We start from the raw sequence: 12,711 nt of genomic DNA, 5'->3' as shown, positions 1-12,711 counted from the left end.
ACCGTGTCAACCCATTTTTTTCAAGAAATTCACAGCCTTATCAACCGTTCCTTCCTCAATACATCAACAAAGCTTTCACCCCGTCAACGCCGCCAAACCAAACAATTAAAACCGAAATCTCAATCGCCTAACTCAACTCCAAGGACAAACCATTCTGTCGCTTGCGACGCTCGCCGCCCTCGGTGAGCGCCATATAGACCCCACAAAGCAAAACTGTCAACGTTCATTCATAAAAAAATACAAAGTTTCTTTCCACAGACAAAACCAGGCAACTTTACCAAACATTAATCAACCAAACCAGCATGATTCCAAACCAAAAACACAAAGGGCGCTCTACGCGCCCTCACCCAGCTCAATCTCTCTATATATAATAGCACTCAGCGCCGCGGCGGGCTGAACCAACCCATCCGCTCCGCAACATTATCCGCCAATGCACGTACCCGCGCGCCCATCGTCTCAACAATCTCCGGCCGAGCCTCAACCGCCATCATCGATAACGCAATCCCAGCCGATGGATGATTGGGTCGATCACAAATCGATGCCCCAATACAAAACATACCCTCTCGCAGCTGACCATCATCAACCGAATAGCCCCTCTTCTTTACGTCCGATATTTCAGAACCAAGCTGCTTCAAAGATTGAACACTCGAAGGCGTAATAGGCGTCGGCCAATCGGAAGGTAGGTGGCGAGCAAGCTCCTGCTCAGACATTGCCGCCAACATCGCCTTACCCGTCGCAGTAAAGACAGCCGGTACACGCATACCAATACGGAACGTGATACCAAGCGGTGCAGAAGAGTTGCGGCAGGACAGATAGATGACTTCTGGGCCTTCAAGATGGGAAAGCGTCAATGTATATGCACCAAGCTCTTCCGCTTCTGCCACCGCTTCATGAAACGCATCCACAATATCGCTGCTTGCCAGAAAGACATTGGCCCAGCGAACCGACTGCGCGCCCATTGTAAAGCTTCCATCGCTATTGAGCTTCAATAACTTCAAATGCGTAAGAGTCTGGCAAAGACCGTGAACACTGCTTTTGGGCAGGCTGGTCTGGCGAACGAGATCGGAAAGTTTGATGCCTTCGCGGCTCTCGGCAACGCAATCAAGAATTTGCGCTGCCCTGACCACAGCCGGAACCAGTTTCAAGGAACTTTCTTCATCGAGTACGGTTTTGTCCATATGCCCTCTTTGACCAATCGACAGGCGAATTGACTTTAGCGCTGTCGGCTGATTTATTCAGTATATCGTATGTCGTTCAATATAATGAACGACCGTCTGACGCAACATCGGGATGGAATATCAAATATGCTCGCTTTGAAAGACCCCTCACTGCTTAAATCGCAATGCCTTGTGGATGGAAACTGGATCGACGCAGCAGACGGCAAGACCATTGACGTAACCAATCCGGCAGATGGTTCTGTCATTGGCACCGTTCCTTCCCTCTCTGTCGATACTATTAAAGAAGCAATCAACGCTTCGAACAAGGCACTTCCGGCATGGGCTGCGAAGACCGCCAAAGAACGCGCTGGAATCCTGCGCAAATGGTTTGATCTGATTGTCGCCAGTGCAGACGACATTGCCCTTATCATGACATCGGAACAGGGCAAACCACTCGCCGAGGCGCGTGGTGAAGTTCTTTATGCTGCATCTTTCATTGAATGGTTCGCAGAAGAAGCCAAACGCGTCTATGGCGACACAATTCCGGCAACACAGCCCGGCCAGCGCTTGACCGTCATCCGTCAGCCAGTCGGTGTGACCGCTGCAATCACGCCATGGAACTTCCCGGCGGCAATGATTACGCGAAAGGCAGCGCCCGCACTGGCTGCTGGCTGCACGATGATCGTCCGCCCGGCTGATCTCACCCCGCTAACCGCGCTTGCGCTTGGTGTTCTGGCTGAAAAGGCTGGCATTCCTGCAGGCGTTCTGCAGATCGTGACCGGCAAGGCCCGCGAAATCGGCGCCGAACTCACCAGCAATGACATTGTCCGCAAGCTTTCCTTCACCGGCTCGACCGAAGTTGGCCGCCTGCTGATGGCGCAGTGCGCCCCAACCATCAAGCGCATCTCACTTGAGCTTGGCGGCAATGCACCCTTCATCGTGTTCGACGATGCAGACATCGACGCTGCTGTGGACGGCGCGATGCTTTCCAAATATCGCAATGCCGGTCAGACCTGTGTTTGCGCCAACCGCATCTATGTTCAGCGCGGCGTTTACGACAAGTTTGCTGAAAAGCTGGCAGCGAAAGTGAAAGAACTCAAAGTCGGCAACGGCACCGAGCCGGGCGTCGTCATCGGCCCGATGATCGAAGAAAAAGCCATTACCAAGGTCAAAGCGCATATTGAAGATGCGGTTTCAAAAGGTGCAAAGCTCATCTCAGGCGGCAAGGAACTAGGTGGCCTGTTCTTTGAACCGGGCATTCTGACCGGCGTTACCTCGGATATGCTTGTTGCCAAGGAAGAAACCTTCGGTCCGCTTGCACCACTCTTTGCTTTCGACACAGAAGAAGAAGTGATCGCTGCTGCCAACGACACGATCTTCGGTCTAGCTGCTTACTTCTATACCGAGAACTTCAGCCGTGCGATCCGCGTCAGCGAAGGCCTGGAATATGGCATGGTCGGACACAATACCGGCCTGATCTCCAACGAAGTCGCACCATTCGGCGGCGTGAAGCAGTCGGGCCTCGGTCGCGAAGGCTCGAAATATGGCATCGAGGAATATCTCGAAACCAAGTACATCTGCAGCGCCTACAAGCCCTGAAATTACGCTTAGCGACATTAAAAGGTGGCACGCATTGTTCGTGCCACTTTTTTTATTTATAGACGACGCAGACAATCCCTGGGTGCTTGCCCGCAAAAAATCCGGAAAACTTCATGCTGCGCCGACTCTATGACTGGACGATCTCGCTTGCTGCCCGAAAGTCTGCCGAATATTGGCTCGCTTTCATCGCTTTTGTAGAAAGCTCGGTATTTCTGGTGCCAGCCGATGTGCTCTTTCTTCCTATGGCGCTCGCGCGGCCTGAACGCGCCTATCGCTATGCGCTTGTAGCGACGATCTTTTCCGTTCTTGGCGGCATAGCGGGATGGTATCTCGGCTATCATGCTTATGAACAGGTCGCCAAACCTGTGCTTGAAATGTATGGCAAGCTCGACACATTTGAGCAAATGCGCGGAACGACCAGCGCCGACATGATTTTGCTGATGCTCATCACATCCGGCCTATCGCATTTGCCGCCAATCAAGGTTGTCACAATTCTGTCCGGTGCGGCGGGCATCAATATCTGGCTGTTCATCGCATCAGCCATCATTGCACGCGGCGCACGCTTCTTCTTCCTTGCATGGCTGTTGAAGCGTTATGGTGAACCGATCCGCCACTTTATTGAAAAGCGCCTCGGCCTGCTGGCTGGTCTGGTTGCCGTCGTGCTAATTGCACTGTTCTTAGCGGTTAAATATCTTCACTTTTGATTTTGCCTCAAGTCAGTCAAATTTAATTGCTTGGAAGCAAAGCAGTATTTTTGATTACTAGAGCGCATCCCGAAAAGTGGGAACCGGTTTTCGGAACAAGATGCGCGAAAAAATAGACAGAGCCAGTGTGGCGCAGGAAATTTCATATGGCATTTGCACTTAACAAACCGGTCGGCAAAACGCAGGCTTGGACCGCAGGCATCATGACGGTGGGCCTCGCCGCAACTGTCGGAACGGCTTTAGGCTTTGAGCATCTGGCTGGCTTCATGCCCTGCAAGCTCTGTCTTGAAGAACGCACGCCATATTATGTCGGCGTCCCGGTTCTGGCTGCGGCCTTTATTTCCTATGTCTTGAAACTGCCACCGGTGCTGATACGCGGTCTTATTCTGGTCGGCGCGCTGCTGATGACCTTTGGTTTGGCGCTTGCCATCTATCACACCGGCGTCGAACTCAAATACTGGCCAGGTCCGGCTGATTGCAGTGCGGCCACCATGAAGGTCACACTCGATGCAGGCAATCTGCTCGGCGATCTCAACGCGACCCACCCGCCTGCATGTGACAGCGCGCCGGGCTTCTTCCTCGGCCTGTCATTTGCCGGATGGAACGTCGTCGCAAGCCTGCTCTTTGCAGCGATTGGCTACTACGGTGCTTTTGCAAAAGGTGGGAAGTAAGAGCGAATTCTGAGGAAGTTTTTCTTTCTTCTCAAGAGGTCAAGTATCTTGATCAAAAAACGGCAGGCCGTGGCGAAAATGGTGATTTTCAAGTACCGAAGCGGAGTGTACTTTTGGGTACATGAGCATCGGAACGCAGACAAATTGCCATTTGCAGACCGGCATGGCGACTTTTGGAACAGATACTAAGGCTCCAATTCGACATCCCAGTAAAGAAAGTCGAGCCAGCTGTCGTGGAGATGGTTGGGTGGGAAAAGACGCCCATTGTTATGCAGATCCTGCACAGTGGGCTGGACCGGCTTCTGGCGCGGCCACATATGCGCGCTTGCCGGCATCAAGCCGCCTTTGCGCAGATTGCATGGGGAACATGCGGCGACCACATTTTCCCACGTCGTCTCGCCGCCATGGCAACGCGGGGTGACGTGATCAAACGTCAGATCATGCGGTGAGCCGCAATACTGACATTCAAAACGATCACGCAGAAAAAGATTGAAGCGCGTAAACGCCGGATAGCGCGGCGGCTTCACATAATCCTTCAGACAGATCACGCTTGGCAAACGCATGGAAAACGATGGCGAGGATACGACCTGATCGTATTCCGCCACGATATGCACACGTTCAAGAAAGACCGCCTTGATCGCATCCTGCCAGGACCAGAGCGATAAAGGATAATAGCTGAGCGGCCGATAATCCGCATTGAGAACCAGAGCAGGCAAACCACTGCTCGAAACGGTTCGGGGAGAGACGGCTACATTCAAGGGCGCACCTCCTTCAGAGCAACTCCGAAAGGAAAAGTGCGAATGGCTTTCCGTACGGAATTGCGCTCTTCATCGAAGCGCTGCGCGTCCATTCTGGGCGCAACCTACAACGCTCCAACCTTGTAATAGCATTTCCAGCAAAAGTGCTAAGCGGTTTTGCGTAGGATAATGCGTAGAAACAGATGGTTACAGCGGGGCCACCGCTGTAAGGCGGCAGTGCGATAGGCAGGATACCAAGTTTCTGCGAATCGAAATGCCGTCATTCACCTGATGCAAATAATGTAATCCCGACGTGACAGCATTGTGAAGCAGAAACGCATTTATGTCCCCGGAAACACGCAACTTTTACAGAAGGGGCGCAGCCTCCCGTCCCTTGATCGCAGCGTAATATGCCCAGAACAAACGTGCTGCCACACCGCGCCATGGTGCCCAGTCTTCTGCAAGCAAGCGAAGCGCCTTTGTATCGGGTCTCGTTTCATGCGCAAAAGCGTGACCGACAGCCGTTTGCAACGCCACATCGCCAGCCGGAAACACGTCGGGATGACCAGCGGCAAACAGCAGATAGACTTCAGCCGTCCATGGACCGATGCCCTTGATAGCGGTCAGCGCCTTGATCGCTTCTTCGGCAGGCAGATCGCACAGCCCATGCAGATCGATTGCCTCTTCTTCCAAAGCTTCACTCAAAGCAAACAGCGTTCTCTGTTTTGGTCGCGAAAGCCCGGCAAAACGCCATGCCTCTTCCCCGCCTGCAATATAAGCTTGCGGTGTCATCGGTTCGATCACCTGTTTGAACCGCGCCCATATTGCTGCCGCGCTTGCAGTTGAAACCTGTTGCGCAACGATAATTGAGGCCAGACTTTCAAAGCCCGGCTGAGACCTTCGAAGCGGAACAGCGTGGGACCGACTGCGGATATCGAGCAACCGTTTGTCGGCTAATCCCAGTGCGTCAAGCCCGGCTTCAATATCGTCCAATGTATCGATCCGCCGCATCGCCTGGCCTTCCATTTCAGTTAGAGCGCCGTGCGTCCTTTCGGACGCAAAAAGGACGCTCTAAACTATCGAACCTACGCATCGTGCTTTCCGAAAATCGATTCCGATTTTCGGGCCAATGCTGTAACTGCAAAGTACCAATGCAATCAGATGACAATCAACTGACATGATCATGACCCAGCCCGTATATCGCTTCGCTCCAAGCCCCAATGGTCAATTGCATCTTGGCCACGCCTATTCCGCACTTCTCAATGCACAAATGGCACGGACAAGCGAAGGGCGCTTTCTGCTTCGCATGGAAGACATCGACACCGCCCGCTGCACACCGCAACTTGAACAGGGCATCTACGATGATCTCCACTGGCTCGGGCTTGAATGGGAACAGCCGGTACGCCGCCAGTCAGAGCATTTCGGCGAATATCGCAATGCACTGACCAAGCTTGCCGACAAGGGGCTCGTCTATCCCGCCTTTCTGAGCCGCACCGAAGTGCGCGAGATCATCGGCGAAGCACATGCCAAAGGCCAGGAATGGCCCGCCGACCCTGACGGTACACCGCTTTATCCGCAGGGCGAACGAAACTTGAGCGAAAAAGAGCAGATGGAACGCATCGTCTCCGGTGCCCCCTATGCATGGCGGCTCGATATGGAGAAAGCGCTTGAGGTGGCTGGCGAAACGCTGTCCTGGAACGAAATCGGCACCCAAATCAACACTAGGCCCATTAAGGCAAATCCTGCGCAATGGGGCGACGTGGTGATCGCCCGCAAAGACACCCCCACCAGCTATCATCTTTCTGTCGTGGTGGATGATGCGCTGCAAGGCATCACGCATATTGTCCGCGGACGCGATCTGTTTCATGCAACATCCGTGCATCGGCTTCTGCAAAAGCTTCTGGGCCTGCCGGAACCGCTTTATCATCATCACGATCTGGTGCTGGGCGACGATGGTTTGAAACTATCCAAAAGCCGCAAGGATACGGCACTCAGCAGCTTGCGCGAACAGGGCTTTACGCCTGACGATATCCGCGCAAGACTGTCGCTGTAAAAACTATTTTCGCCGCAGCGTCACAGATGATGTGCCCGCACGCTGATTGACGAAAGCGCGCTAAAGCGGTTCAAAGACAGCATGATAGCTGGCACTGAAGAGTGCTGGCGGTGATTTTGTTTATTTTGAAGGAGGCAGAGCCATGGTTTCTCAGAAAGCCGGTAACTACGTTGAGATAGAAGGCTTGCGCGTTGCCCCTGAACTGGTGGAGTTTCTGGCCAAGGAAGCCGCACCCGGCACTGGCATCGAACCAGACGCCTTCTGGAAGGGCTTCGCCGCCATCATCCGCGATCTCGCACCGAAGAATCGCGCCCTTCTCAAGAAGCGCGACGACCTGCAGGCCAAGATCGATGCCTGGTACAAGGACAATCGCGACAAAGGCTATTCGCAGGCTGACTATCAGCAATTCCTGAAAGATATCGGCTATCTCCTGCCCGAAGGCGGAGAGTTCAAGGTCTCGACCGCTAATGTCGATCCGGAAATCATGCATATTGCAGGACCGCAGCTTGTTGTTCCGGTCATGAATGCCCGCTATGCGCTCAATGCCGCCAATGCACGCTGGGGTTCGCTCTATGACGCGCTTTACGGCACCGATGCTATCTCTGAAGATGACGGCGCGGAAAAAGGCAAAGGCTACAACCCGAAGCGCGGCGAGAAAGTCATCGCATGGGCCAAGAATTTCCTCGACGAAAGCGCACCGCTCAATGCGGGCAAGTGGGCCGACGTCACCGGCCTTTCCGTCACGGACGGCAAACTCGCTGTAACGCTTGCCGACGGTTCGAGCACCGCCTTGAAGGACGGTAGCCAGTTCAAGGGATATAATGGCGATGCGGCGGCACCGACCAATGTGCTGCTGGCCAAGAACAACATGCATGTTGATATCGTAATCAATGCGGACAGCCCGATCGGCAAGACCGACCCGGCGCATATCGCAGACATGGTTCTGGAATCGGCCGTCAGCACGATCCAGGATTGCGAAGATTCGATTGCAGCAGTCGATGCGGAAGACAAGGTTGCCGTCTACCGCAACTGGCTCGGCCTGATGAATGGCAAGCTCGAAGACACCTTCGAGAAGGGCGGCAAGCAGATGACGCGCCGCCTTAATGGCGACCGCAGCTATAAGGCTGCCGATGGCTCGGAACTCAGCCTCAAGGGCCGTTCGCTGATGCTGGTGCGCAATGTCGGCCACCTCATGACCAATCCGGCGATCATTGATGCCGAAGGTCACGAAGTGCCGGAAGGCATCATGGATGCCGCCTTCACCAGCCTGATCGCACTGCATGATATTGGCGCGAATGGTCGCCACATGAATTCGCGCGAAGGCTCGGTCTATATCGTCAAGCCAAAGATGCACGGGCCGGAAGAAGTGGCATTCGCCAATGAAATCTTCACCCGCACCGAAGAGCTGCTTGGTATGAAGCCGAATACGCTGAAAATCGGCATCATGGATGAGGAACGCCGCACCACGGTTAACCTCAAGGAAGCGATCCGCGCCGCCAAGGAACGCGTCGTCTTCATCAATACCGGCTTCCTTGATCGCACCGGCGACGAAATCCATACCTCGATGGAAGCTGGCCCGATGATCCGCAAGGGCGATATGAAGCAGGCTGCCTGGATCGGCGCTTATGAGCAGTGGAATGTCGATATCGGTCTTGAATGCGGCCTTTCCGGCCATGCGCAGATCGGTAAGGGCATGTGGGCCATGCCGGACCTGATGGCTGCGATGCTGGAACAGAAAATCGCCCATCCGAAGGCTGGTGCGAACACCGCCTGGGTGCCATCGCCAACCGCTGCAACGCTCCACGCAACTCATTATCATCAGATTGATGTTGCAAGCGTTCAGGAAAAGCTTAAGAGCCGCCCGCGTGCCAAGCTCGACGATATTCTGTCGGTGCCGGTCGCCCCGCGTCCAAACTGGACGCCGGAAGACATCCAGCACGAAATCGACAACAACGCACAGGGTATCCTCGGTTATGTCGTGCGCTGGGTTGATCAGGGCGTTGGCTGCTCGAAAGTGCCGGACATCAACAATGTCGGCCTGATGGAAGATCGTGCAACGCTGCGCATCTCGGCACAGCACATCGCCAACTGGCTCTATCATGGCGTGGTTTCGGAAGCGCAAGTCATGGAAACGCTTAAGCGCATGGCAGCTGTTGTGGACAAGCAGAATGAAGGCGATCCACTTTATCGTCCGATGGCCGCAAACTTCGACAAGTCGATTGCTTTTCAGGCCGCTTGCGATCTGGTTTTCAAGGGCCGCGAACAGCCGAATGGTTACACCGAGCCAGTCCTGCACCGCCGCCGGTTAGAACTGAAAGCGCAAGGCTAATCAGGAATTATTCGGACAGAAAGAAAGCGGCGGGAGAAATCCCGCCGTTTCTGTTTTCGAAATCGCTTGACTCCATTATAATAGATATTAATTCTAAGATAATGGAAAACATGAATGAGCATCTCGACAACGCCATTGGCGAAAATCTGCGCCGCCTGCGCCTTGCGCAAGGTATGACGCTGGATGCGCTTGGTGACGCGTCAGGTGTCAGCCGCGCCATGATCTCGCGGATCGAGCGTGGCGAAACCAGCCCGACCGCACAGCTTCTGGCGCGCATTTGTGCAGCGCTCGGCACATCGCTCTCAGCCTTCTTTGCCGATGCGGAAGCCCCAGCCTCTCCCTTGCTCACGCATGATCGCCAGCCAGTCTGGCGTGATCCGGATACGGGCTATATCCGGCGGTCTGTTTCACCACCGGCGACGGGATCGAATATCGACATGATCGAGGTCGAATTTCCCGCAGGCGCCAGAGTGATCTTCGCACCACAGGCGGCCAATGCAGGCATCACACAGCATTTGTGGCTCCTGAATGGGCAGATGGAAATCACCGTTGGAGCAACCGCCTATCAGCTCCATACCGGCGACTGTCTTTATATGCCGCTCGTTGAAGGCATCACCTTTCATAATCCCGGCACCTCGACCGCCCGTTATACAATCGTACTCGAACGCCGCAGCAGTCTCTGAAAGTACAATATGATTCGTGTCCTTAACTACGAAGACGTAGGCTCTGCCCTTCTCCCTCTGGCAGAAATCCTGACCGATTGCGTTAATGATGGCGCGTCAGTTGGCTTCATGGCGCCATGTGAATGGCAGGGCTTCATCCCCTACTGGAACCGCGTCTTTAATGAAGTAGAGCGAGGCGACACGGCCCTTCTGGTTGCCGAGCATTGCGGCGAAATCGTCGGTACGGTTCAGCTTGGTCTCACACAAATGCCCAATCAGCCGCATCGTGCCGATCTTAAAAAACTGCTGATCCATCGTAAGGCGCGCGGCCTTGGTCTTGCACGCAAGCTGATGGAAGCCGTTGAAGAAGAAGCACGTAACCGACGCAAGACACTTCTCTGCCTGGACACCGCAACCGGCAGTCCCGCGGAAGCAATTTACACCCATCTCGGCTGGGAGCGGGTGGGCGTTATCCCGAATTATGCGCTTTATCCTGACGGCAGCCCCTGCGCGACCACACTTTTCTATAAAGGCCTCTGAAATGACCCTCACCATTCGCTTTGCCAACGAAGCTGACCTCCCTGCTCTGCTTGCGATCTACAATGATGCAGTCGAGAACACGCTCGCCATCTGGAACGAAACGCTCGTCGATCTGGAAAACCGTCGCGAATGGCTCAAAGCCCGCAACCGTGACGGCTTTCCGGTTCTGGTGGCCGAACGTGAGGAACAGGTCGTCGGCTATGCGAGTTATGGCCCTTTCCGTCCGTTTGAAGGTTTCCGCCACTCATCGGAACTCTCTGTTTATGTGGCAAGCAATGCGCGCGGCGGCGGTATCGGACGCGCACTTCTGGCAGAGCTTGTGGAAGAAGCACGCGAGCGTAAAGTCCATGTGCTGGTCGCGGGTATTGAAGCAGGCAATGCCGCATCCATCGCATTGCACAAATCGCAGGGTTTTTCAGATTGCGGCACGCTGAAACAGGTCGGCCAGAAATTCGGACGCTGGCTTGATCTGACCTTCATGCAAAAGATACTCTAATCAGCACCGTGCAATAGAAAGCGCAGCGGGCCATTGCCCTGCTGCGCTTTTTTTGTTTATACAGACGTATTCGCAAGGACCCGGTGAAAGCCCGGGTGGCTCTTCTGGCCGCCTATCCGCCAGACAACGCAACAACATTCCCCATTTTTACAATCGGCCATGTTGAATCGGACGGCTCTCAACGTCCGTCTTCTATTTGCGGAAAATTCAATGACACGTCTTGCTGCCTACCGCCGCGAGTGGTTCTCCAATATTCGCGGCGATATTCTTTCCGGCATCGTCGTAGCACTTGCCCTTATCCCGGAAGCCATCGGCTTTTCGGTCATCGCTGGCGTCGACCCCAAGGTCGGTCTCTTCGCCTCTTTCGCCATTGCCTGTGTTTCGGCCTTCACCGGTGGACGTCCTGGCATGATCTCTGCTGCAACCGCTGCAACTGCTGTGGTGATGGTCTCGCTCGTCAAGGAACACGGTTTGCAATATCTCTTTGCAGCCACGATCCTGATGGGCATTCTGCAAATCTTTGCAGGCTTCCTAAAACTCGGGCGCCTGATGCGGTTTGTATCGCGCTCGGTCATCACAGGCTTCGTGAATGCGCTTGCTATCCTCATTTTCATGGCGCAGTTGCCTGAACTTATTCATGTTCCGGTTGAGACCTACTGGATGATCGCAGGCGGTCTCGCCATCATCTATCTCTTCCCTCGCTTAACCAAAGCCATCCCCTCGCCGCTGGTTGCCATCGCCGTGCTCACCACGCTTGCATGGACAAGCGGCATGGATTTGCGAACCGTTGGCGATCTCGGCGAGTTGCCATCAGCATTGCCGATCTTCGCGCTTCCACAAGTACCGCTGACGCTGGAAACGCTGCAGATCATCCTGCCATATTCGATCACGCTGGCAGCTGTCGGCCTGCTTGAATCGCTGATGACGGCCCAGATTGTCGATGACATGACGGATACCAACAGCAACAAAAACCAGGAATGTATTGGTCAGGGCACCAGCAATATCGCATCCGCCATGATTGGCGGCATGGGTGGTTGCGCCATGATCGGACAGTCGGTGATCAATGTGTCGTCCGGCGGTCGCGGCAGGCTTTCAACTTTTGTTGCTGGCTCTTTCCTGCTGTTTCTCATTCTCGTTCTCGACGATCTGGTGCGGATCATTCCGATGGCCGCACTGGTGGCCGTGATGATCATGGTATCGATTGGCACCTTCTCATGGCGCTCGATCCTCGATCTGCGCCGCAACCCGCCATCCTCCTCCATTGTCATGCTGGCAACCGTCATAACGGTGGTTTCAACGCATGATCTTGCCAAGGGTGTTCTGGTTGGCGTGCTGCTTTCCGGCGTGTTCTTCGCAGGAAAAGTCGCAAAGATGTTCCGCGTGAGCGAAACAACGAGCGAAGATGGAACCGAGCGCACCTATACCGTTCAGGGCCAGATCTTCTTTGCCTCGGCACAAAACTTCATTGCAGCTTTCGATTTTTCATCACCTGCAAAAAAGGTGACGATCGATGTCAGCCATGCCCATCTGTGGGACATCACCTCGGTCGGTGCGCTCGACAAGGTGGTGCTGAAATACCGTGCCAGCGGTACGGATGTTTCGGTGATCGGCTTTAATGAAGCAAGCAGCGATATGATCGACCGCTTCGCTGTCCACGATAAGGAAATCGGCGCCGCAAAACTGGCGGTACACTAGAGCATGTCTCCCAAAAGTGAGAAGCGGTTTTGGGACAAAGACATGCTTAAAAACAAAGAAAAAGGGCC

The 12,711-nt window shown here is 54.4% G+C and carries 12 protein-coding genes and 1 other annotated feature; of the genes, 9 read left to right on the top strand and 3 right to left on the bottom strand.

Annotated features, from left to right (window positions below; genetic code table 11):
* Positions 1-377 precede the first annotated feature (377 nt).
* Positions 378-1,178: an IclR family transcriptional regulator gene (locus ABWV94_RS19035; RefSeq protein ID WP_113497806.1), complete on the bottom strand. Its 801-nt coding sequence runs from the start codon at positions 1,176-1,178 to the stop codon at positions 378-380.
* A 126-nt stretch (positions 1,179-1,304) separates the two neighbouring features.
* Here ABWV94_RS19035 and ABWV94_RS19030 point away from each other — a divergent pair, with 126 nt between their 5' ends.
* From ABWV94_RS19030 to ABWV94_RS19020, 3 genes are all read left to right on the top strand, one after another.
* Entirely contained in the window at positions 1,305-2,756 is a 1,452-nt protein-coding gene (locus ABWV94_RS19030) for an NAD-dependent succinate-semialdehyde dehydrogenase (protein ID WP_113497804.1), read from the top strand.
* Positions 2,757-2,869: 113 nt separating this feature from the next.
* Positions 2,870-3,460, top strand: a complete 591-nt coding sequence (locus tag ABWV94_RS19025) for a YqaA family protein (RefSeq protein WP_094505423.1) — start codon at positions 2,870-2,872, stop codon at positions 3,458-3,460.
* A gap of 146 nt (positions 3,461-3,606) precedes the next feature.
* The gene (locus ABWV94_RS19020) at positions 3,607-4,131 is read left to right on the top strand and encodes a disulfide bond formation protein B (protein ID WP_079212243.1); all 525 of its coding nucleotides are present in this window, start codon (positions 3,607-3,609) and stop codon (positions 4,129-4,131) included.
* 185 nt (positions 4,132-4,316) lie between these two features.
* On the opposite strand, the gene ABWV94_RS19015 is transcribed toward ABWV94_RS19020, so the two are convergent.
* On the bottom strand, positions 4,317-4,889 hold the full coding sequence (locus tag ABWV94_RS19015) for an HNH endonuclease (protein WP_007876487.1): 573 nt from the start codon (positions 4,887-4,889) through the stop codon (positions 4,317-4,319).
* A 345-nt stretch (positions 4,890-5,234) separates the two neighbouring features.
* Positions 5,235-5,879, bottom strand: coding sequence for a DNA-3-methyladenine glycosylase family protein (locus ABWV94_RS19010; protein WP_113497824.1), 645 nt, complete (start codon positions 5,877-5,879; stop codon positions 5,235-5,237).
* A gap of 172 nt (positions 5,880-6,051) precedes the next feature.
* Between ABWV94_RS19010 and gluQRS the strand changes: the two genes are divergently transcribed.
* The 6 genes from gluQRS to ABWV94_RS18980 all read left to right on the top strand — a co-directional run bounded on the left by gluQRS (position 6,052) and on the right by ABWV94_RS18980 (position 12,643).
* Positions 6,052-6,921, top strand: coding sequence for a tRNA glutamyl-Q(34) synthetase GluQRS (gene gluQRS / locus ABWV94_RS19005; protein WP_113497822.1), 870 nt, complete (start codon positions 6,052-6,054; stop codon positions 6,919-6,921).
* A 142-nt stretch (positions 6,922-7,063) separates the two neighbouring features.
* Positions 7,064-9,250, top strand: coding sequence for a malate synthase G (locus ABWV94_RS19000; protein WP_113497802.1), 2,187 nt, complete (start codon positions 7,064-7,066; stop codon positions 9,248-9,250).
* Positions 9,251-9,360: 110 nt separating this feature from the next.
* Positions 9,361-9,933 (top strand): helix-turn-helix domain-containing protein, encoded by a 573-nt coding sequence (locus tag ABWV94_RS18995; protein WP_113497800.1) that lies wholly within the window; start codon positions 9,361-9,363, stop codon positions 9,931-9,933.
* 9 nt (positions 9,934-9,942) lie between these two features.
* Positions 9,943-10,452: a GNAT family N-acetyltransferase gene (locus tag ABWV94_RS18990; protein WP_113497798.1), complete on the top strand. Its 510-nt coding sequence runs from the start codon at positions 9,943-9,945 to the stop codon at positions 10,450-10,452.
* 1 nt (position 10,453) lies between these two features.
* Positions 10,454-10,948, top strand: a complete 495-nt coding sequence (locus ABWV94_RS18985; RefSeq protein ID WP_079212248.1) for a GNAT family N-acetyltransferase — start codon at positions 10,454-10,456, stop codon at positions 10,946-10,948.
* Positions 10,949-11,021: 73 nt separating this feature from the next.
* Positions 11,022-11,077, top strand: a sequence feature (sul1 is cis-regulatory element that is thought to sense ions involved in sulfur or methionine metabolism; They are found in Alphaproteobacteria).
* A gap of 81 nt (positions 11,078-11,158) precedes the next feature.
* Positions 11,159-12,643: a SulP family inorganic anion transporter gene (locus ABWV94_RS18980; RefSeq protein WP_079212249.1), complete on the top strand. Its 1,485-nt coding sequence runs from the start codon at positions 11,159-11,161 to the stop codon at positions 12,641-12,643.
* Positions 12,644-12,711 lie beyond the last annotated feature (68 nt).

Origin of the sequence: Brucella sp. NBRC 12953 (assembly GCF_040369775.1) — a bacterium.
Classification (GTDB): domain Bacteria; phylum Pseudomonadota; class Alphaproteobacteria; order Rhizobiales; family Rhizobiaceae; genus Brucella; species Brucella pseudogrignonensis.
The sequence above is the reverse complement of the archived record's forward strand: the minus strand, read 5'-3'. Positions and strand labels throughout refer to the sequence as shown.

What these genes read in the sequence shown, in the direction of transcription:
- ABWV94_RS19030 (WP_113497804.1), top strand. Translation starts at nt 1,305, where the DNA reads ATGCTCGCTTTGAAAGACCCCTCACTGCTTAAATCGCAATGCCTTGTG.
- ABWV94_RS18985 (WP_079212248.1), top strand. Translation starts at nt 10,454, where the DNA reads ATGACCCTCACCATTCGCTTTGCCAACGAAGCTGACCTCCCTGCTCTG.
- ABWV94_RS19010 (WP_113497824.1), bottom strand. Translation starts at nt 5,879, where the DNA reads ATGCGGCGGATCGATACATTGGACGATATTGAAGCCGGGCTTGACGCA.
- ABWV94_RS19035 (WP_113497806.1), bottom strand. Translation starts at nt 1,178, where the DNA reads ATGGACAAAACCGTACTCGATGAAGAAAGTTCCTTGAAACTGGTTCCG.
- ABWV94_RS18990 (WP_113497798.1), top strand. Translation starts at nt 9,943, where the DNA reads ATGATTCGTGTCCTTAACTACGAAGACGTAGGCTCTGCCCTTCTCCCT.
- ABWV94_RS18995 (WP_113497800.1), top strand. Translation starts at nt 9,361, where the DNA reads ATGAATGAGCATCTCGACAACGCCATTGGCGAAAATCTGCGCCGCCTG.
- ABWV94_RS18980 (WP_079212249.1), top strand. Translation starts at nt 11,159, where the DNA reads ATGACACGTCTTGCTGCCTACCGCCGCGAGTGGTTCTCCAATATTCGC.
- ABWV94_RS19000 (WP_113497802.1), top strand. Translation starts at nt 7,064, where the DNA reads ATGGTTTCTCAGAAAGCCGGTAACTACGTTGAGATAGAAGGCTTGCGC.
- ABWV94_RS19025 (WP_094505423.1), top strand. Translation starts at nt 2,870, where the DNA reads ATGCTGCGCCGACTCTATGACTGGACGATCTCGCTTGCTGCCCGAAAG.
- ABWV94_RS19020 (WP_079212243.1), top strand. Translation starts at nt 3,607, where the DNA reads ATGGCATTTGCACTTAACAAACCGGTCGGCAAAACGCAGGCTTGGACC.
- gluQRS (WP_113497822.1), top strand. Translation starts at nt 6,052, where the DNA reads ATGACCCAGCCCGTATATCGCTTCGCTCCAAGCCCCAATGGTCAATTG.